Origin of the sequence: Klebsiella sp. CN_Kp097, from assembly GCF_040064495.1 — a bacterium.
GTDB lineage: Bacteria > Pseudomonadota > Gammaproteobacteria > Enterobacterales > Enterobacteriaceae > Klebsiella > Klebsiella aerogenes.
Genome location: NZ_JBEAIL010000024.1, coordinates 1 through 20,617, shown reverse-complemented (window position 1 = coordinate 20,617; position 20,617 = coordinate 1). Strand labels below are relative to the sequence as shown.

The window sequence follows — 20,617 nt, the reverse complement described above, 5'->3', positions numbered from 1 at the left end:
ATCTCCCACCGATAAATAGCCTAAAAAAGCGCCATATCATCATAAAAATCAACACGCATAAAACAGAACGAACAGATAAATGGAAGGCTAAATAAGACTAAATCGCAGAGTAAAAACCTAAAATATTCATCTCCACGGATTTAAATTTCACTTCCTTCCCCATTCCCTATAGTGAACCCCGAACGCCGCTTCCGCGTGTTGATGCCGTTACGCGGACGGTTTTCCCGAATAACAAAACCTGTTCTGGAGGAAATCACGATGGGTGATGCATTGGGGCTTATCGAAACCAAAGGTCTGGTGGCCTGTATTGAAGCAGCGGACGCGATGTGTAAAGCCGCCAACGTCGAACTGATCGGCTATGAAAACGTCGGCTCTGGCCTTGTCACCGTGATGGTGAAAGGCGACGTCGGCGCGGTAAAAGCGGCGGTGGATTCCGGTGTGGAATCCGCGCAGCGCATCGGCGAAGTGGTGACCTCGCTGGTCATTGCGCGTCCGCATAACGACATCAACAAAATCGTCATTAAACACAAGGCCTGAAGGCCAGGAGAACGCAAATGGGTGATGCATTAGGTCTGATTGAAACCAAAGGTCTGGTGGCCTGTATTGAAGCGGCGGATGCGATGTGTAAAGCCGCCAACGTCGAGCTTATCGGCTATGAAAACGTCGGCTCCGGCCTGGTCACCGCGATGGTGAAAGGCGACGTCGGCGCGGTAAAAGCAGCGGTGGATTCCGGTGTGGAATCGGCGCAGCGCATCGGCGAAGTGGTGACCTCGCTGGTTATCGCCCGTCCGCATAACGACATCAACAAAATCGTCTCGCATTACAAAATTGCGGACTAACGGAGAAACCTGATGAAAGAAGCGCTTGGTCTTATCGAAACCAAAGGTCTGGTGGCCTGCATTGAAGCCGCGGACGCGATGTGTAAAGCCGCCAACGTCGAGCTTATCGGCTATGAAAACGTCGGTTCCGGCCTCGTCACCGCAATGGTGAAAGGCGACGTCGGCGCGGTCAACGCGGCGGTCGACTCCGGCGTGGAAGCGGCGAAACGCATTGGCGAAGTCGTCAGTTCTCGCGTCATTGCGCGTCCACATAACGACATCGAAAAAATCGCGGCGCAGCACAAAGCATGACCTGACAGGGCGCGCCCCGTCTCCACTCTTTTCGTCTGATGAAGGATAGACTCATGATTGAACTGGATAACGATTTGCAATCCCGGCAGAACGCGCGGGAACTGGTGCGCAACGCCAAAAAGGCGCAGGCGATTCTGGCCACCTTTTCGCAACAGCAAATCGACGCCATCGTGAAAAACGTGGCCCAGGAAGCAGCGCACCACGCCGAAGCGCTGGCGAAAATGGCCGCGGAAGAGACCGGTTTTGGCAACTGGCAGGACAAAGTGCTGAAAAACCGTTTCGCCTCGCTGCGCGTCTACGACGCCATCAAAGATATGAAGACCGTTGGCATCATTCATGACGACCCGGTAAAAAAAGTGATGGACGTGGGCGTGCCGCTCGGCGTGATTTGCGCGCTGGTACCCTCAACTAACCCAACCTCTACGGTCATCTACAAAGCGCTGATCGCCCTCAAGGCCGGTAACGCCATTATCTTCTCCCCGCATCCGGGCGCGCGTCAGTGCAGCTGGAAGGCGATTGAAATCGTCAAACGCGCGGCAGAAGCGGCCGGTGCGCCGGCAGGCAGCGTTGACGGCATCACCCAGTTAACGCTCGAAGCCACCTCCGAACTGATGCACAGCAAAGACGTGTCGCTGATCCTCGCCACCGGCGGTGAAGGCATGGTGCGCGCGGCCTACGCTTCCGGCACCCCGACCATCAGCGGCGGCCCGGGTAACGGCCCGGCGTTTATCGAACGCAGCGCCGATATCCACCACGCGGTGAAAGATATCGTCACCAGCAAAACCTTCGATAATGGCGTGATCTGCGCCTCCGAGCAGTCGATTATCGTCGAACGCTGCATTTACGACGAGGTTCACCGCGAGCTGGAAGCGCAGGGCGTCTACTTCATGAATGAAGATGAGGCGGCGAAAATGGCGGCGCTACTGCTGCGCCCGAACGGCACCATCAACCCGAAAGTGGTCGGCAAAACCGCGTTGTACCTCAGCCAGATGGCGGGATTCTGCGTCCCGGCCAGCACTAAAGTACTGATCGCCGAGCAGACCACCGTATCGCCGAAAAACCCCTACTCGCGCGAAAAACTGTGCCCGGTACTCGGCCTGTACGTGGAAGAGGACTGGAAAGCCGCCTGCCACCGCGTGGTGGAGCTACTGACCAACGAAGGACTCGGCCATACGCTGGTGATCCACACCCGTAATCAGGACGTCATCCGCCAGTTCAGCCTCGAAAAACCGGTCAACCGCATTCTGATTAATACTCCGGCGGCGCTCGGCGGTATCGGCGCGACCACCAACATCTCTCCGGCGCTGACCCTCGGCTGCGGCGCGGTCGGCGGCGGCTCCAGCTCCGACAACGTCGGCCCGATGAACCTGCTCAATATCCGCAAAGTCGGCTATGGCGTGCGTTCGATTGACGAGCTGCGCGCGCCGGGCAGCCGCCCTGAGCCCCAGCCGACCATCGTTACTCCGGCGAGCGATCCGCAGCGCAGCATTCTTGATGACGTGCGTTTCAACGCTCCGGCCAATGCCGCGCCAGCGTGCTCCGCAGGCAACGATGACCGTTTCGCCAGCGCAGGCGCCGCCAGTATGGAAGGTGAAATCAACGAACAAAACGTGGAACGCGTTATTCGCCAGGTGCTGGAGCGCCTCGCTAAGTAACGCACTGATATAAGGCGATAAACGATGATTCTCGCAAAGGTAACCGGCCATGTCGTCGCCACGCAGAAATGCGATGAGCTACGCGGCAGCAACCTGCTGTTGATCACCCGCTTAGATGACAAACAGCAGCCGATGAAAGACCAGACCTGGGTTGCCGTCGATAACGTCGGCGCCGGCATGCACGACATCGTGCTGGCGGAAGAGTACTTCGCGCTCAATAAAGACCGCTACAAAGCGATGTCGGTGGTCGCCATTGTCGAGAACGTGTTTCGGGACGCCTAACAGGAGTGAATAGCCCAATGAGTGAATTTTTACTGAAACCGCGGATTTGCTTCGGTCAGGACGCCCTCTCGGTGCTGAACGAACTTTCCGCCCGCAGCGTACTGCTGGTGACCGATAAAGCGATGGTGAAGTTTGGCCTCGCCGAGCGCGTCACCGCCCTGTTGCGCCAGCGCGGGATCGCCTGGCAGATGTGGGACGACGTAGTGGCGGATCCGGATATCGCCACCGTGGTGCGCGGCATGAAGCTGATGGATAACCACTATCCGGATCTGGTTATCGCGCTCGGCGGCGGTTCGGTAATCGATGCCGCCAAAGCGGTTATTTTCTCCCTGGCGCAGACCCGTCCGCAGGGCAACCGTCCCCGTCCGTGCTTCGTCGCCATCCCCACCACCAGCGGCACCGGCTCGGAAGTCACCGCCTTTTCGGTGGTGAAAGCCAATGCGGAGAAGCTGGTGCTGGTGGATGCGTCGCTACTACCGGATATCGCCATTCTTGACCCGGCGCTGGTGGCTTCGGTGCCGCCGGCAATTACCGCCGACACCGGCATGGACGTGCTGTGTCACGCCCTTGAGGCCTACGTCTCCCGCGCCGCCAGCGACTTTTCCGACGCGCTGGCGGAGAAAGTGGTGCAGCAGGTATTTCGCTATCTGCCGACCTGCTGGCGCAGCGGCGACAACCTGCAGGCGCGCGAAAAGATGCACAACGCCTCCTGCATGGCGGGGATGGCCTTCACCAACGCCTCGCTTGGGATAACCCACAGCCTGGCCCACGCCCTCGGCGGCGTCTTCCGCGTGCCACATGGCCGCGCCAACGCCTTGTTGATGGCGCAAGTCGTCGCCTGGAACGCCGATTTCGACGGTCAGTGCGACACCCTTGCGGCAACGAAATATGCCCGTCTGGCGCATCTGCTGGATCTGCCAGCCGCCTCGCCGCGCCAGGGCGTCGCCAGCCTGCTGGTCGCCATTCAGGCTTTAAAAGAAGAGATGAGCATGCCCTCCGGCATTAGCGACACCGGCATTGAGGCGGCTGAATTCGAACGCCGTTTGCCGGAGATGGTCGGCCAGGCGCTGCGCGACAGCTGTACCCCTACCAACCCACGCGCGCCGGACGCTAACGCGTTAACCGAGCTTTATCGCCGGGCCTGGTCCGGTTGCCAGGAATCGCCCGGCGGCGCTCCGCTTGCACGGGCCTACGGGTAACAGATAACCGGGTGATCGCTGAGTTATTTGTAGGCCGGGTAAGGCGTCAGCCGCCACCCGGCAGGAATACGGACACTGTATCCACAACCGGGTTGTCATCAGCCGCGGAAAAAGAACATCTGGAGAATACTACATGGCACACTACAGCTTAACGCCGCGCGTCAAAGTGCTGGCAGACCGTTTACGCTCGCAGGCAAGCACCCTGTGCACCGAGCACGCCGCGATCCTCAGCGCGCTGGATAGCGATATCGCGGGCATTCCCGCCGCCGTCAAACCGGCTCGCCGTTTCTATGAACTGATGCGCCAGCTGCCGCTGACCATCAGCGCCGACGAACTGATCGTCGGTAACCAGACCCGTAAACCGCACGGGGCGATTTTCCATGATGAAAGCGCCGCGCATCGCCCATCCGCGTTCCAGTTCCTCAACCTCAACAGCGATCTGGATTCACCGGACTACAACCTGGTCGTCGAAAAAGGCGTGCTGGCGATTAAGCACCAGTTGGAAGAGAAAACCCGCGCCCTCGGCAGCGCCGTTAGCCGCAGCGGTATGGATGAAGTCAACGGCTGTCGCGCCGCCATCTACGCCTGCGACGCCCTGTTAGCGCTGGCGCAAAATCTGGCCAACAGCGCCGAACAGCTGGCGGCCGCGGAAACCAATGCTTATCGCAAAGCCGAGCTGCTCGATAGCGCGGCCATTCTGCACCACGTTCCGGCCCATCCGGCGCGTAATTTCAAAGAAGCCTGCCAGGCATTCTATCTGTTCCAGCTGGCGCTACAGCTGGACAACGGCAGCTATGCGGTTAACCCGCAAGGGGCGGATATCGCGCTACTGCCTTACTTCCAACGCGATATCAACAGCGGCGCGCTCAATGCCCAACAGGCCTATGAAATCGTGGAGTGCCTGTGGTTCAAGCTGGCGGAACTGAGCGAAGTCCGCGCCGCCTGCGCCATTGACGGTTATCCGATGCTCGACGCCATGCTGCACGGCGCCGCTTTTGATAACGCCGAAGTGAACGAACTCTCGGCGATGTTTATCAGCGCCCAGCGCAACCTCAGCGCGCTGAATCTGCCGGTGCGTCTGTTTAGCGGCGTACAGCAAGTCAACCACGCGCCGTTCGCCGCCTGCGCCGACACGCCGGCGATAGAAGGCTTAACCCCGCGTATGCAGCGCCTGCGTAACCACTACCTGACGGTGCGCCCGAGCGTCTCTATCTACCGCGCGCTGGCCTTTACTGAAGTGGTCAAAGCCAACCCGGGCATGCCGACCATTCTGCTGCGCGCCAAAGCCTTCCGCCACGCCTGCGAAACCGCGCCGATTCTGATTCAGGACGATGAGCTGATCGTCGGCCATCCGTGCGGCAAGCCGCGCGCGGGCGCCTTCTCGCCGGATATCGCCTGGCGCTGGGTGCGCGACGAACTCGACACCATGAGCACCCGCCCGCAGGATCCGTTTGAAATCAGCGAAGCGGATAAAAAAACCATTCGCGAAGAGATCGTCCCGTTCTGGGAAGGGCGTTCGCTGGATGAGATTTGCGAAGCGCAATACCGTGAGGCCGGCGTCTGGGCCTTCAGCGGCGAGACCTTCGTCAGCGATCTCTCCTATCACCAGATTAACGGCGGCGGCGATACCTGTCCGGGCTACGACGTGCTGCTATTCACCAAAGGGATGAACGGCATTAAAGCCGATGCCGAGGCGCATCTGGCCGGCCTGAGCATGGAAAATCCGCAAGATATCGACCGTATCTACTACTACAAAGCGGCGATTGAAACCTGTGAAGGGGTGGTCAACTACGCCCGCCGCATCGCCGCCCACGCCCGCGAACTGGCGGCTAAAGAGCAAAACGCCCAGCGCCGCGCCGAACTGCTGACCATCGCCGACGTCAACGAAAACGTGCCGGCCAATCCGCCGAAGACCTTGCAGGAAGCGCTGCAGAGTATCTGGACCGTCGAATCACTGTTTGAAATCGAAGAGAACCAGACCGGGCTGTCGCTGGGGCGCGTCGACCAGTACTGCTACCCGATGTTCGAAGCCGATATCCGCGAAGGCCGCCTGACCCACGACAGCGCGCTGGAGCTGCTGCAGGCGTTCATCATCAAATGTGCCGAACTGATGTGGATGTCGAGCGAGCTGGGAGCGAAATATTTCGCGGGTTATCAGCCGTTTATCAACCTCACCGTTGGCGGTCAGAAACGTAGCGGCGGCGATGCCTGTAACGATCTGACCTATCTGATTATGGACGCCGTGCGCTTTGTGAAGGTTTACCAGCCGTCGCTGGCCTGCCGTATCCACAACCAGTCACCGCAGAAATACATGGAAAAAATCGTCGACGTGGTGAAAGCGGGAATGGGCTTCCCGGCCTGCCACTTCGATGACTCCCACATCAAGATGATGCTGCGCAAAGGCTTCGATTTTGAAGACGCCCGCGACTACTGCCTGATGGGCTGCGTTGAGCCGCAGAAATCCGGGCGCATCTATCAGTGGACCTCCACCGGCTACACCCAGTGGCCTATCGCTATCGAATTCGTGCTCAACCGCGGGCGGATGGTGCTGTTCGATAGCTATCAGGGGCTGGATACCGGCGACCTGCACGACCTGCGCACCTTCGACGATTTCGACGCGGCGGTGAAACAGCAGATCGCCCACATCGTGCGCCTGTCGGCCATCGGCACCGTCATCAGCCAGCGCGTCCACCGCGATGTGGCGCCGAAGCCGCTGATGTCGCTGCTGGTCGAAGGCTGCATGGAGAGCGGCAAAGATGTCGCCGCCGGCGGCGCGATGGTCAACCACGGTCCGGGGCTGATTTTCTCCGGCCTGGCGACCTACGTCGACTCGATGGCGGCAATCCGCAAGCTGGTGTTCGAAGAGAAGAAATACACCCTTGAGCAGATCCGCGATGCACTACTGGCCAACTTTGAAGGTTACGACGCGCTGCGCCGCGACTGCCTGAACGCGCCGAAATACGGTAACGACGATAACTACGTCGACCAGTACGCGCTGGATATTACCGAATGGACCGAGAAAGAGTGCCGTAAATACAAAATGCTCTACTCGACCCTCAGCCACGGCACCCTGTCTATCTCCAACAATACGCCAATCGGCGAGCTGACCAACGCCACGCCGAACGGCCGCCTGGCGTGGATGCCGCTCTCCGACGGCATCAGCCCAACCCAGGGTGCGGACAAACAAGGCCCGACGGCGATTATCAAGTCGGTCAGCAAGATGAACGTGGAAACCATGAACATCGGCATGGTGCACAACTTCAAGTTCCTCAAAGGGCTGCTGGATACCCCGGAAGGTCGCCACGGCCTGATTACCTTGCTGCGTACCGCCTCGATTCTCGGCAACGGCCAGATGCAGTTCAGCTACGTCGATAACGAAGTACTGAAGAAGGCGCAGCAGGAGCCGGAGAAATACCGCGACCTGATCGTTCGCGTCGCTGGCTACAGCGCCTACTTCGTTGAGCTGTGCAAAGAGGTCCAGGACGAGATCATCAGCCGTACGGTGATTGAGAAGTTCTAGCTCTCTTAAAGAGAATTAAATGAGCTGTATTTGAGAAATAACCGGAAGTTCTCCGTCCCGTAACGGGACGGAGCGGGAGGCAAGCGTGATCGCAAAACAAGAATTAACGGGCCGAATTTTCAATATCCAGAAATATTCGATCTATGACGGCGATGGCATTCGCACGCTGGTGTTTTTTAAGGGCTGCAACATTCGCTGCCCGTGGTGCGCCAACCCGGAAGGGCTGAGCAGCCAGTTCCAGGTGATGTTCTCGCACGACAAATGCATTAACTGCGGCGACTGCGTCAGCGTCTGTCCGGCGGGTATTCATTATCGGGCGGAAGAGAACGGCGAAATGAAGCACTTCGTCGACCGCAATAAAGACTGCATCGGCTGTCGCAAATGCGAAGAGATTTGCACCCAGAACGCGCTGGACATTATGGGCAAGGACGTCACCGTCAGCGAGCTGATGGAGATCATCATGCAGGACTACGACTTCTACATCTCCTCCGGCGGCGGCGTCACCATCGGCGGCGGCGAGATGAGCCTGCAGACCGATTTTGCCGTCGCCTTATTCAGCGAATGCAAAAAGATGATGATTAACACCGCCGTCGAAACCCAGGGCACCACCCCGCTTGCCAACTACCAGAAGCTGGCGCCGGTCACCGACACCTTCTTGTTCGACATAAAGCAGATTAACAGCGAATACCACAAGGCGATGCTCGGCATCGGCAACGAAGGGATTCGCCGCAATCTCGAATGGCTGGTGGATTCCGGCGCCAACGTCATTGTGCGCATGCCGCTCATTCGCGGCTACAACGACTCGTTCGACGCCATTACCGGCGCCATTGATTACGTACAGAAGCTGGCGAAGCGCGGGAATATCCGCCGCATCGACATGCTGCCGTACCACCAGTTGGGACGCAAAAAGTACGAACGCCTGGATATGCCCTACCCGATTACCCAGGACCCGTCTTATTCACCGGACGAACTGAACCGGCTGGAAACCTTCTTCCAGCAATTTGATTTTGATATTCGCTTAGTCCGCCATTAACAGGAGCCGACCATGAAAAGTTTAGGCGTAATTGAAACGCGAGGATGGGTCGCCGCCATTCAGGCCGTCGACGCCGCCTGTAAAGCCGCGGGAGTGACCTGCATTGGCTATCGCAAACCAGGCTCCGGGCTGGTGAGCGTCTGCTTTGAAGGGGAAATCAGCGCCATCCACACCGCTATCGAACGCGGCGTGGCGGTCGCAGGCGCCGAGCACACCGTGAAGTCGCTGGTGATTGCCCGCCCGGAACGCTGCGTGGTTGAAGCGTTAAGCAACCTCAAAGGCAACCCGCCGCGCGAGCAAAAAACGGCCGAACCGGTGGTTATCGCCGCCCCGGAACCCATCGTCCCCCCTGCCGCCCCGAACGAAACGGAAGATAAACATCCGGCGCTGAAGAAAGGGAAGAAGTCATGATCGACACCCTGGTTCGCGAAAAAATCGCCGCCCGCCTGAGCGCAACGGCGCCGGCGATCCCGGTGGGGATCTCCAACCGCCACGTCCATCTCGCGCAACAGGACGTCGAGGCGTTGTTCGGCAAAGGCTACAGCCTGACGCCGTTTAAACCGCTGCGCCAGCCGGGGCAGTTTGCCGCCCAGGAGTGCGTGACCGTTGTCGGGCCGAAGGGCTCGCTGACCAACGTCCGTGTCCTCGGGCCGACCCGCCCGGTTTCGCAGCTGGAAGTGTCGCGCGCCGACTGTTTCACGCTGGGGATTAAGGCGCCAGTTCGTGAGTCCGGCCAGCTGGAGAATGCCGGTAGCGCGCTGCTGATTGGGCCCGCTGGTCACGTTGAACTCCATTCGCAGGTGATCTGCGCCTGGCGGCATATTCATATGTCGCCGCAGGACGCACGCCGACTCAACGTTAGCAATGGCCAGAAGGTCAGCGTGCGCAGCAACGGCGAGCGCCAGCTGACTTTCGATGAAGTGGTGGTGCGGGTGCGCGATGACTTCGCGCTGGAGTTCCACATCGATACCGAAGAAGCCAATGCCGCCGGGTTGAAAAACGGCGCGCAGGTGACGCTCATCGGCTAACGGAGGCTCGCCATGACCGACGAACAGATTGAAGGTTTAGTTGCGCGAGTTTTGCAGCGTCTGCGCCCGCCGGTACTGGTGATGGTGACCGCCGCTGACGGCTATCGCGCGGCTATCCGCCAACGCCTGGCGGGAAGTGGCTATCCGCTACGCCTCGCGCTGGAGGATGGCCTCGCTGACGCCGCCGCGTGGCGAGAGGTGGGCGAGATTATCCCGTCATCGGCCTGGCAGGAGGCCCTGCCGTCAGCGCCGTGGCGGGCGGTACTGCTGCCGTTTCTCGATTATCCGCTGGCTTCAGACCTGCTGAACGGCACGCTCAGCAGCCCGCTCGCCCGCTGCGCGCACGAGGCGCTGCTGGCGGGTATTCCCGTGCTGGCGCTGCGCTACCACTGCGATCCGCTCAGCGAACTCAACCAGCTACGCGGCGCGCAGGCCGACAGCGCCTATGCCGGGCATCTGCAGGCCACGCTGGCTCGTCTGGAAGCCTGCGGCGTCTTCCTCGGCACCATGAATGAGCTGCTGGCGACGCTGGACGCACCCACCGCGCCTGCCGCCGCCAGCAGCGAACCGCGCCGTTATCTCACCGTCACAGACGTGGTGAATAATCCGGCGCTGGCGGCGGCCCCGCACGCGCAGCTGACCGATGCGGCCATTGATTATTTAAAAAACAGAAAGATATGACCTTACCCAACTATGAACCTGGAGCTTAACGATGTCTTCGAAAACAAAATGCTGGTTATGGATGCTGCTGGTTATCCTCTCCGAAACCTCGGCAACCTCGACGTTAAAAATGTTCGGTAGCAGCGAAGGCAGCACAAAAATGCTGCTGCTCGTATTGCTGATTGCGCTCTATTGCACCTGCTATTACTCGCTCTCAAGGGCGGTGAAAGATATCCCGGTCGGTCTGGCGTACGCCACCTGGTCCGGTACCGGTATCCTGGTGGTCTCGACGCTGGGAATGGCATTCTACGGCCAGCATCCGGATACCGCCGCCATCATCGGCATGGCGGTGATCGCCAGCGGCATCGTTATCATGAACCTGTTCTCGAAAATGGGTTCCGAAGAGAGCGAAGAGGCTGCGCCCGTGACGCCAGTCGCCTCCATGGATAAGAAAATCGCCAACTAACAGGAAAGGAACACCCTATGTTTAATCTCGGATTTTTATGGCTGGCGCTGTCTATCGGCTCCGAAATCACCGGCACCTCAATGATCAAAAAAACCAACGGCTTCAGCAAGCTGGCGCCTTCGGTGCTGGTGGTCTGCGCCTACGGCCTGTGCTACTTCGCCCTCACCCGCGCGATGAGCACCATTCCGGTGGGCGTAGCCTACTCGCTGTGGTGCGGCTTCGGTATCGTCGGCGTCACCATCTGCTCCATGATCCTCTATAAGCAGAAACCGGACCTGGCGGCCATTATCGCCATGGCGCTGATTATCTCCGGCGGCGTGATCATGAACGTCTTCTCGACCATGTAATCGAAGCAGGTTTACCCCGCCGTGATTTCGTGGCAGGATAAAAAGATGAACAGAAACGTTATCGTTACCTACCCCCGTCGTTGGTGGCTGCCTGCATAACAGGCGGCACGATACACGTTTCCATTTTCAAAGCCGCCGGAAGGCGGCTTTGTTATTTCCAGGACGTCTTTCGGCTGAACAGTCTGATAAGGAGTCCCTGATGAACCATCCACAAACCATCCTCACCGGCGACCGCCCGACCGGCCAACTACATCTTGGCCACTACGTCGGTTCGCTGCGCCAGCGCGTCGCGCTGCAGCACGACCACCAGCAGTTTATCCTGATCGCCGACCTGCAAGGGCTCACCGATAACGGCAGCAACCCGCAAAAAATCAGCCACCATATCCTCGAAGTCATGGCCGATTATCTGGCCGTCGGCATCGACCCCAGGCTCACCACTATTTGCCTGCAGTCCGCTCTGCCCGCGCTGGCGGAGCTCAGCGCGCTGTATATGAATATCGTCACCGTCGCTCGCGTGGAACGTAATCCGACGGTAAAAAATGAGATAGCCCAGAAGGGATTCGCCCGCTCGCTGCCGGTTGGCTTCCTCGCCTATCCGATTAGCCAGGCCGCCGATATCACCGCCTTCAAAGCCGAGCTGGTGCCGGTGGGCGACGATCAGCTACCGATGATTGAGCAGACCAATGAAATCGTTCACAAAATGAATAGCCTCACCGGCGAACCGGTACTGCGCCACTGCAAAGCGTTACTCAGCGAAGTGAGCCGCCTGCCGGGCATCGACGGTAATGCCAAAATGTCGAAATCGCAGGGCAATACGCTGACGTTATCGGCCAGTGAAGAGGAGATTCACCGCGCGGTCAGCGCGATGTATACCGACCCGACACACCTGAGAGTCAGCGATCCGGGGCATGTTGACGGCAACGTGGTGTTCACCTATCTCGACGCTTTCCATAGCGATAAGGCGCGGGTTGCCGAGATGAAAGCCCACTATCAACGCGGCGGGCTGGGCGATCGCCAGTGTAAGAATGAACTGGAAACCTGCTTGCAGGAGCTACTGGCGCCGATCCGCGAACGCCGGGCTACCTACAGTCTGGATAAAGCAATGCTGCTGGAATTGTTGCGCCAGGGTAGCGAACGCGCCCACCAGCTCACGCAGCAGACGCTGCATGAAGTGAAGCGCGGGCTGGGGCTGCCGGTACTGTTTTGAGCTTCAGAGCCCTGCCCCGGTCGCGCTACGTTTACCGGGGCTCGGTTTTATACCCTGCCTTTGTGCATTTTCACGCAGTTGCGCCCCTCGCGTTTGGCGGCGTACAGCGCATTATCGGCATCGCGCAACAGCAGGTTGTAATCGGGATGGCCGGAGTGCACGGCATAGCCAATGCTGGCGGTGATCGGGATCTGCGTGTCGCCGCCAACGTTAAACGCCAGTTGGCTAATTTTCTTGCGCAGGCGGTCGAGGATGGTAAACGCCTCTGACACGCCGGTCTCCACCAGCACCAGCAGAAACTCTTCTCCGCCGTAGCGGAAGATATAGTCGCTGGAACGGATATTATCGCTGAGCAGTTCCGCGACATGTTTAATCGCCCTGTCGCCGACCATATGGCCCCAGTTATCGTTAATGCCTTTGAAATGATCGATGTCGATGATCGCCACCGTCATCGGCAGCTCATGCTCCATTGCCAGCGTCACTTCATGCTTCAGCACTACCGGCAAATAGCGGCGGTTAAGTAAGCTGGTTAACGCATCTTTGCCATTTTGCATCTGCGACAAGCTGCTAAAAATCACCCCCAGTTGGCTGCCTATTTGCTGGCAATGAATATGGATCCCCTGAATCAGGTTTTGTGTATTTTTATAATCCATGACAGAGGCGGATGCCCGCCAACCTATTAATAAGTCGTCGACCTGCGAAATTAATGCGGCGATTTCGTCCATCTGGCTATTTTTGTTAAAATAGCGTACGCATTTATGGCGGAACCAGAGACCAAATTCCGATTCAGATAATAACGTAGCGTTAGTATTTGCTTTATTTTCGCTAACAATATTAAAAATCGCCGTATTTTCCCAACCGGAAAGCGCCGCTTGCTGTTTGCCATATTCCATCGGGACATTGTCCATCAAACTATACAGGCGATAAGCCTCTTCGTTTTTGGTCGCCCGATAGTGCGATAAGGTATAGGCATGGCACATCATCTCAACGGCCATATTAATCGCCATAATAGCGTAATAGATGGCATCGACGGCAATCGGGCGGTCGTTAACGTGGCTGCGGATATACTCGATAAGCCCGGCCTTAATCTGCCGGGCGCCGCGCAGCACCGCCTCTGCCGGGATGCCGATCCGCGCGTGGATGCTGCCAATCTGATATTGGCGTTCCGCCAGCGCCGGCAACTGCGCTTTGTCGCTGGTCAGGATCTCCTTCACCCATAGCGCCAGCGAGCGGCTCAGTCGCTCCTGAACTAAATCATAAGTCAGGTGGCGAGCAATATCCGGATCCTGAAAAATAAAATCATAAAACCGGGCCGCTAACGCTTCCGATTGCTCCTCTGCGATATTTTTAAGTACCTCCTTAACGGCTGGCGTCAGGCTGTCATACAGCGGTAGCCACTCCTTAAAAATAACAGAGATATATTTTTTGCTTTCATCGTTCATGAATAAAGCGCTCGCCGGGCGTTAGTCTATTTCGGGGTTGCCGATCATACATGAGTTGCCGCTGGTCAACCAGACGAAGAAAATCATAGGGATAGCGTAGTTCTCAGCCATTACAATGAGGGGTTCGCAATTCCATAGTTTATATATGGACTTTGCCGCTACCAATGTTAGTATCCAGATTATAAATATGCGTGTTTCATTTAAGGCCAGGATTGCTGATGATGACCACTCTAAAAGCACATCTTCCCCACCGGTTGGCAACGTAACAGGATTTTGCGCCGGACGGCCTTATCTCCCCTTTTTTATCGTCCCGCCGGGCGAAATAGCGAAACGCGCACCACTCAGCAATATGGAACAGAGCGAGTCGCGTATGGATAAGAACAAACGACGTTGGACCGGGTATATCGTAGTTGCAGCGGTGGTTATCGCCGCAGCATGGTGGATGTTGCGCCCGGCCGGGCTCCCGCCGGGCTTCGCCGCCAGTAATGGCCGCATCGAGGCGACGGAAGTCGATATCGCCACCAAAATTGCCGGGCGTATCGAGACGATTCTGGTCAAAGAGGGGCAGTTCGTCCATAAAGGCGATGTGCTGGCGCGGATGGATACGCGGGTACTCAATGAGCAGCGCCTGGAAGCCGCCGCGCAAATCAAAGAAGCGCAAAGCGCGGTTGCCGCCGCCAATGCGTTACTCGACCAGCGGCAGAGCGAAATGCGCGCCACCGAAGCGGTGGTGAAGCAGCGCCAGGCGGAGCTCGATTCCACCGCTAAACGCCACGTCCGTTCCAGTACCCTTTCGCAACGAGGCGCCGTCTCCGCTCAGCAGCTGGATGACGATCGCGCGGCCGCTGAAAGCGCCCGCGCGGCGCTGGAATCGGCGAAAGCGCAGGTCTCTGCCGCCCGCGCCGCCATTGAAGCCGCCCGTACCAGCATTATACAGGCTAAAACCCGCGTTGAAGCCGCCGAAGCGACCCATCGGCGGATCCTCGCCGATATTGACGATAGCCAACTAAAAGCGCCGCGCGACGGCCGCATCCAGTATCGCGTTGCTGAGCCAGGCGAAGTGCTGGCCGCCGGAGGGCGGGTATTAAACATGGTCGACCTGGCTGACGTCTATATGACGTTCTTCCTGCCAACGGAGCAGGCGGGCCTGTTGGCGCTCGGCAGTGAAGCGCGCTTGATCCTTGATGCCGCGCCAGAGCTGGTGATCCCGGCAAATATCAGCTTTGTCGCCAGCGTCGCGCAATTCACGCCAAAAACGGTAGAAACCAGCGACGAGCGGCTCAAGCTGATGTTCCGCGTCAAGGCGCGCATTCCGCCAGAGCTACTGGAGCAGCATCTGGAATATGTCAAAACCGGCCTGCCTGGGATGGCCTGGGTACGACTGGATAAGCAGAAAAGCTGGCCTGAAGCGCTGACGGTGAGGTTGCCGCAATGAAACTGACGCCGCAGGATACTTCGCCTCCCGTCGCCCTGCTGGAAAACGTTGGCCAGCAGTTTGGCGCCACCATCGCGTTGCGCGATATCAACCTGGCGATCCCGGCGCGGCGTATGGTTGGCCTGATTGGCCCGGATGGGGTCGGCAAATCAAGCCTGCTCTCGCTTATCGCCGGGGCGCGGGCCATCGAGCAGGGTAACGTGATGGTGCTCGGCGGCGATATGCGCGACGTTCGTCACCGCCAGCAGGTATGCCCGAAAATCGCCTGGATGCCGCAGGGCCTGGGGAAAAACCTCTACCATACACTATCAGTCTATGAAAACGTCGACTTCTTCGCTCGCCTGTTTGGTCACGATAAAGCCGAGCGTGAACTTCGTATCAACGAACTGCTGCAGAGCACCGGGCTGGCGCCGTTTCGCGATCGCCCTGCCGGTAAACTCTCCGGTGGAATGAAACAAAAGCTTGGGCTGTGCTGTGCGCTGATCCACGACCCGCAGCTACTCATCCTTGATGAACCGACTACCGGCGTCGATCCGCTCTCCCGCGCGCAGTTCTGGGATCTGATAGACAGCATTCGCCAGCGCCAGCCGGAAATGAGCGTGCTGGTTGCCACCGCCTACATGGAAGAGGCCGAGCGCTTCGACTGGCTGGTGGCGATGAACGCCGGCGAGATTCTGGCGACCGGTAGCGCGGCGGCGCTCAAAAAACAGACCGGTAGCCAGACACTGGAACAGGCGTTTATCGCGCTTCTGCCGGAAGCGCAGCGCCTGGCGCATAAAGACGTTGTCATCCCGCCGCGCGACAGCAGTGAGGAAGAGATCGCTATTGAAGCGCGCGGCCTGACCATGCGCTTCGGCAACTTTGTCGCCGTCGACCACGTTAACTTTCGTATCGCCCGTGGCGAAATTTTTGGCTTCCTCGGCTCTAACGGCTGCGGCAAATCCACCACCATGAAGATGCTCACCGGCCTGTTGCCCGCCAGCGAAGGCGAGGCCTGGCTGTTCGGCCAGCCGGTCGACCCGAAAGATATCGCCACCCGCCAACGAGTGGGTTATATGTCGCAGGCTTTCTCGCTCTATAGCGAACTGAGCGTACGGCAAAACCTGGAGCTGCACGCCCGCTTGTTTCACATTCCGGATCATGAAATAGCCGGCCGGGTCGCTGAAATGAGCAAACGCTTTATGCTGACCGAGGTTGAAGACGCGCTTCCCGCCGACTTGCCGCTGGGGATCCGCCAGCGCCTGTCATTAGCGGTCGCGGTAATCCATCGCCCGGAGATGCTGATCCTCGATGAACCCACCTCTGGCGTTGACCCGGTGGCGCGCGATATGTTCTGGCAGCTGATGGTCGACCTGGCGCGGCAGGATCGCGTCACCATCTTCATCTCCACCCACTTTATGAATGAGGCCGAACGCTGCGATCGCATCTCGCTGATGCACGCCGGCAAGGTGCTGGCCAGCGATACGCCGCAGGCGCTGGTTGAGCAACGTGGCTCAGCCAACCTCGAAGAGGCGTTTATCGCCTGGCTGCAGGAAGCGGCGGATGCCGCACAACCGACCGTTTCTGTCTCTACCACGCCCGCGCCGCCTGCTGTCGTATCACACCAGCAGAACGCGTCCCCACGCCAGTCATTCAGCCTGCTCCGCCTGTTTAGTTATAGCCGCCGCGAAGCGCTGGAACTACGCCGCGATCCGGTACGATCGACGCTGGCGCTGCTGGGGACGGTGATCCTGATGTTTATCATGGGGTATGGAATCAGCATGGACGTCGAGGATCTGCGCTTTGCCGTCCTCGACCGCGATCAAACTATCAGCAGCCAGAACTGGTCGCAGAATATCGCGGGCTCACGCTACTTTATCGAGCAGGCGCCACTGCAGAGTTATGACGAATTGGATCGTCGAATGCGTAACGGCGAGCTGGCGGTAGCGATAGAAATCCCGCCGAACTTTGGCCGCGATATCGCCCGCGGAACGCCGGTGCAAATTGGTGTCTGGGTGGACGGCGCAATGCCAAATCGCGCGGAAACGGTGCGCGGATACGTACAGGCGATGCATCTGGCCTGGCTGCAGGAGATGGCCGGGCAGCAAAGTAGCCCGAATCGTGAGACCTCGCTTATTTCCATCGAGACCCGCTATCGCTATAACCCGGACGTAAAGAGCCTGCCGGCCATCGTCCCGGCGGTGATCCCGCTGCTGCTGATGATGATCCCGGCGATGCTCAGCGCGTTGAGCGTAGTGCGTGAAAAAGAGCTCGGTTCGATCATCAACCTGTACGTGACGCCGACCACCCGCAGCGAGTTCCTGCTCGGCAAACAGCTGCCTTACATCGTGTTGGGGATGTTTAACTTCTTTCTACTATGCGCTTTATCGGTCTTCGTATTTGGCGTCGCGCATAAGGGCAGTTTCCTGACCCTCACCCTGGCGGCTCTGCTGTATGTCACCATCGCTACCGGGCTGGGATTGCTGATCTCAACATTTATGAAGAGCCAAATCGCCGCTATTTTCGGTACCGCGATTATTACGCTGATTCCGGCCACCCAGTTCTCCGGGATGATCGACCCGGTGGCATCTCTGGAGGGGCCAGGTCGCTGGATCGGACAAATCTACCCGACCAGCCATTTCCTGACCATCGCCCGCGGCACCTTCTCCAAGGCGCTGAATATTAGCGATTTGTGGGTTTCGTTCATTCCACTATTGATTGCGGTGCCGCTGGTGCTCGGGCTGAGCGTGTGGCTGCTGAAAAAACAGGAGGGGTGATGCGCGGATTACGCAATATTTATAACCTCGGTATCAAAGAGCTGCGCAGCCTGCTCGGCGATAAAGCGATGCTGGCGCTGATTGTGTTTGCTTTTACCGTGTCGGTTTACTCCTCGGCCACGGTAATGCCCGGCTCACTGCACCTGGCGCCTATCGCCATTGCCGATATGGATAAATCACAGCTCTCATCGCGGATCATTAACGGCTTTTATCGGCCGTGGTTTTTAACGCCGGAGTTGATCAGCGCCGATGAAATGGATGCCGGGCTGGATGCGGGACGATACACATTCGCCATCAATATTCCGCCAAACTTCCAGCGCGATGTGCTGGCCGGTCGTCAGCCGGAGGTGCAGGTCAACGTCGACGCCACGCGAATGAGCCAGGCCTTTACCGGCAACGGCTATATCCAGAATATTATCAGCGGTGAAGTGAACAGCTTTGTCGCCCGTTATCGCGACAACAGTGCGCTTCCGGTAGAGCTGGCGGTGAGGATGCGCTTTAACCCTAACCTTGAGCAAGAGCGCTTCGGCGCGGTGATGGCGATTATTAACAACATCACCATGCTGGCAATTGTCCTCACCGGCTCAGCGCTTATCCGCGAGCGAGAGCACGGCACCATTGAGCACCTGCTTGTGATGCCGGTAACGCCGTTTGAGATAATGATGGCCAAGATCTGGTCGATGGGTCTGGTGGTACTGGTTGTCTCCGGGCTGTCGCTACTGCTGATGGTACAGGGAGTTTTGCAGGTACCGATTGAGGGGTCGATTCCTCTGTTTATGCTGGGGGTTGCGCTCAGCCTGTTCGCCACCACCTCCATTGGCATTTTTATGGGCACGCTCGCCCGTTCTATGCCGCAACTGGGGCTACTGATGATCCTGGTGCTGCTGCCGCTGCAGATGCTCTCCGGCGGATCCACGCCACGGGAGAGTATGCCGCAGCTGGTTCAGGACATTATGTTGACCATGCCGACCACCCATTTCGTCAGCCTCGCGCAGGCGATACTTTACCGCGGCGCCAGCTTTACCATCGTCTGGCCGCAGTTTTTAATTTTGTTCGCTATCGGCGGCGCTTTCTTTACCATTGCGCTGCTGCGTTTTCGCAAGACAATTGGTGAGATGGCATAAAACCTGGAGCAGGCGCTGCGCCGATGGCTTATTTTTGACGATTCATAAAGCGGCGCAGACCCCAGGTGAAGGCCATTGCCATACTGAAAAGGATGAATAGCAGCACAACCCAGCTGATAGAAATGCGTAGCAACGTGCCGGGCGTCATAAACGGCTGAAGATAAACGGTGAAAGAGTGGGCAGGCGATTTTCCCAGCAGTTGATAAGTGCTATCAGTAAGCCACACGCCAACCCGGCAGAACAGCCAGATAATCGCTGGCCAGCAGAGCAGAACCAGAAAGGTAAAGCGCTCCTGAATGTAAGTAACGATCTGGCGCAACGGCGGCCAGTTAAGCAGGATTTTCATTTATATTCTCATATTGCCAGCCGATGACCTGCAACATTCATCGCAAGGCATTCCGGGCAGCATCCATACAGGCAATCTACCCTATTTGTATATCAAATTTACCGTCACTTAAACCAGATCAAGTTAACAAAGTGTTAATGATGTATCACATCAACACCAAAAAGAGTGGATAACCCTGTCGTTGGTGGGAATAAGCGGGAGGAGAGTATTAAGCGACGGGAATAAATTTTCAAGCCCACAACTGGCTGATTTTTATGGCTGATAGCAGCGCGCCATTATTTCGCCGCTGGGCAATATAATGGCGCGGAAATATAAGTGGGTGATTAATCGTAGCTGCTGATAATTATTTTCCTGTTTGCATCATTCGGTAAATTCACCGTTTGGGTAACCACCCCGTGAGATGGGACTGCCATATTTTGCGTGTTAATGAGGTAATTATTTTGCCCACAACGCTGTTGAGCTTTTTCGTTAATGATATTGGTGCTGCAGGTAGGTGTAGCCACACGCCCGGAGATGGTTAATGTAGCGGTATCAGCAGCGAATGCAGGCAAGCTCAATCCATAAGCTAATGTCAGAATCCCAATTAGCGGTTTTTTCATTGAATTTATAACCAGTTAACAGGATGAGAAATAAGCGATTTGCTTTCTATTTTTCTCCCTCAGGAGAAGTGATGCGTTGATGTCATCACGCAGGAAAGATAATCCATATAATTAATAAGGACAATTATACTGAGAGCTATTAGTGTGATAGGTATTACTGATGTTAACGAACCAGGCGACCGGGCCGGATGTTTTCCCGGAGGCGGTGCTGCGCACCTTTTCCGGGCTACGGGGTCTGTAGCCCCGGTAAGCGCAGCGCCACCGGGGGAGATGGCAGCGCGTCTGACCGCAAAACACAAAAACAAAAGGCCCGGTCTTTCGACTGAACCTTTCGTTTACGTTGCTATGACAGCGGCTTTCCCCGGAGGCGGTGCTGCGCACCTTTTCC

At 57.7% G+C, this 20,617-nt stretch carries 20 protein-coding genes; 17 read left to right on the top strand and 3 right to left on the bottom strand.

The window, feature by feature from the left end:
- Positions 1–258 precede the first annotated feature (258 nt).
- The 14 genes from ABLV07_RS19575 (at position 259) to trpS (ending at position 12,527) form a co-directional block, all read left to right on the top strand.
- Positions 259–537, top strand: a complete 279-nt coding sequence (locus ABLV07_RS19575) for a BMC domain-containing protein (RefSeq protein ID WP_012542984.1) — start codon at positions 259–261, stop codon at positions 535–537.
- A 17-nt stretch (positions 538–554) separates the two neighbouring features.
- Positions 555–839 carry a BMC domain-containing protein gene (locus ABLV07_RS19570; protein ID WP_002442227.1) on the top strand — a complete coding sequence of 95 codons (285 nt, stop codon included), beginning with the start codon at positions 555–557 and terminating at the stop codon, positions 837–839.
- Between the two features lie 12 nt (positions 840–851).
- Positions 852–1,130 (top strand): BMC domain-containing protein, encoded by a 279-nt coding sequence (locus ABLV07_RS19565; protein WP_004146125.1) that lies wholly within the window; start codon positions 852–854, stop codon positions 1,128–1,130.
- A gap of 53 nt (positions 1,131–1,183) precedes the next feature.
- Positions 1,184–2,785 (top strand): acetaldehyde dehydrogenase (acetylating), encoded by a 1,602-nt coding sequence (locus tag ABLV07_RS19560; RefSeq protein WP_126027705.1) that lies wholly within the window; start codon positions 1,184–1,186, stop codon positions 2,783–2,785.
- Between the two features lie 24 nt (positions 2,786–2,809).
- Positions 2,810–3,067 carry a EutN/CcmL family microcompartment protein gene (locus tag ABLV07_RS19555; protein WP_015368471.1) on the top strand — a complete coding sequence of 86 codons (258 nt, stop codon included), beginning with the start codon at positions 2,810–2,812 and terminating at the stop codon, positions 3,065–3,067.
- A gap of 17 nt (positions 3,068–3,084) precedes the next feature.
- Positions 3,085–4,266: a 1-propanol dehydrogenase PduQ gene (locus ABLV07_RS19550; RefSeq protein ID WP_126027706.1), complete on the top strand. Its 1,182-nt coding sequence runs from the start codon at positions 3,085–3,087 to the stop codon at positions 4,264–4,266.
- 133 nt (positions 4,267–4,399) lie between these two features.
- Positions 4,400–7,786, top strand: a complete 3,387-nt coding sequence (gene cutC / locus ABLV07_RS19545) for a choline trimethylamine-lyase (protein ID WP_126027707.1) — start codon at positions 4,400–4,402, stop codon at positions 7,784–7,786.
- Positions 7,787–7,871: 85 nt separating this feature from the next.
- Positions 7,872–8,819: a choline TMA-lyase-activating enzyme gene (gene cutD / locus ABLV07_RS19540; protein ID WP_348853803.1), complete on the top strand. Its 948-nt coding sequence runs from the start codon at positions 7,872–7,874 to the stop codon at positions 8,817–8,819.
- A gap of 12 nt (positions 8,820–8,831) precedes the next feature.
- The gene (locus tag ABLV07_RS19535) at positions 8,832–9,230 is read left to right on the top strand and encodes a BMC domain-containing protein (protein ID WP_047080332.1); all 399 of its coding nucleotides are present in this window, start codon (positions 8,832–8,834) and stop codon (positions 9,228–9,230) included.
- Positions 9,227–9,847, top strand: a complete 621-nt coding sequence (locus ABLV07_RS19530; RefSeq protein WP_015368476.1) for a phosphate propanoyltransferase — start codon at positions 9,227–9,229, stop codon at positions 9,845–9,847. The genes ABLV07_RS19535 and ABLV07_RS19530 overlap by 4 nt, the downstream gene beginning before the upstream one ends.
- Before the next feature lie 12 nt (positions 9,848–9,859).
- The gene (locus tag ABLV07_RS19525; protein ID WP_059476342.1) at positions 9,860–10,528 is read left to right on the top strand and encodes a hypothetical protein; all 669 of its coding nucleotides are present in this window, start codon (positions 9,860–9,862) and stop codon (positions 10,526–10,528) included.
- Positions 10,529–10,559: 31 nt separating this feature from the next.
- Positions 10,560–10,973, top strand: a complete 414-nt coding sequence (locus ABLV07_RS19520; protein WP_047054127.1) for a multidrug efflux SMR transporter — start codon at positions 10,560–10,562, stop codon at positions 10,971–10,973.
- A 17-nt stretch (positions 10,974–10,990) separates the two neighbouring features.
- Positions 10,991–11,320, top strand: coding sequence for a multidrug efflux SMR transporter (locus tag ABLV07_RS19515; RefSeq protein WP_004204123.1), 330 nt, complete (start codon positions 10,991–10,993; stop codon positions 11,318–11,320).
- Positions 11,321–11,519: 199 nt separating this feature from the next.
- On the top strand, positions 11,520–12,527 hold the full coding sequence (trpS, locus tag ABLV07_RS19510; RefSeq protein WP_042896117.1) for a tryptophan--tRNA ligase: 1,008 nt from the start codon (positions 11,520–11,522) through the stop codon (positions 12,525–12,527).
- Positions 12,528–12,574: 47 nt separating this feature from the next.
- Here the strand turns inward: trpS and ABLV07_RS19505 are convergent, their stop codons facing one another.
- Positions 12,575–13,969, bottom strand: coding sequence for a diguanylate cyclase (locus tag ABLV07_RS19505; protein WP_042896120.1), 1,395 nt, complete (start codon positions 13,967–13,969; stop codon positions 12,575–12,577).
- 370 nt (positions 13,970–14,339) lie between these two features.
- Here ABLV07_RS19505 and ABLV07_RS19500 point away from each other — a divergent pair, with 370 nt between their 5' ends.
- Genes ABLV07_RS19500 through ABLV07_RS19490 form a run of 3 tightly spaced genes read left to right on the top strand, consistent with a single transcriptional unit; the run spans position 14,340 to position 19,284 of the window.
- Positions 14,340–15,404, top strand: a complete 1,065-nt coding sequence (locus tag ABLV07_RS19500; protein ID WP_026612414.1) for an HlyD family efflux transporter periplasmic adaptor subunit — start codon at positions 14,340–14,342, stop codon at positions 15,402–15,404.
- The gene (gene rbbA, locus ABLV07_RS19495) at positions 15,401–18,160 is read left to right on the top strand and encodes a ribosome-associated ATPase/putative transporter RbbA (RefSeq protein ID WP_348853800.1); all 2,760 of its coding nucleotides are present in this window, start codon (positions 15,401–15,403) and stop codon (positions 18,158–18,160) included. The genes ABLV07_RS19500 and rbbA overlap by 4 nt, the downstream gene beginning before the upstream one ends.
- Positions 18,160–19,284 carry an ABC transporter permease gene (locus ABLV07_RS19490; protein ID WP_015368483.1) on the top strand — a complete coding sequence of 375 codons (1,125 nt, stop codon included), beginning with the start codon at positions 18,160–18,162 and terminating at the stop codon, positions 19,282–19,284. Before rbbA ends, ABLV07_RS19490 begins: the two co-directional genes overlap by 1 nt.
- A 28-nt stretch (positions 19,285–19,312) precedes the next feature.
- On the opposite strand, the gene ABLV07_RS19485 is transcribed toward ABLV07_RS19490, so the two are convergent.
- Together ABLV07_RS19485 and ABLV07_RS19480 are read right to left on the bottom strand one after the other, a co-directional pair.
- Positions 19,313–19,630, bottom strand: coding sequence for a hypothetical protein (locus ABLV07_RS19485; RefSeq protein WP_015704250.1), 318 nt, complete (start codon positions 19,628–19,630; stop codon positions 19,313–19,315).
- A 323-nt stretch (positions 19,631–19,953) separates the two neighbouring features.
- Entirely contained in the window at positions 19,954–20,229 is a 276-nt protein-coding gene (locus tag ABLV07_RS19480; protein ID WP_072035705.1) for a DUF2574 family protein, read from the bottom strand.
- Positions 20,230–20,617 lie beyond the last annotated feature (388 nt).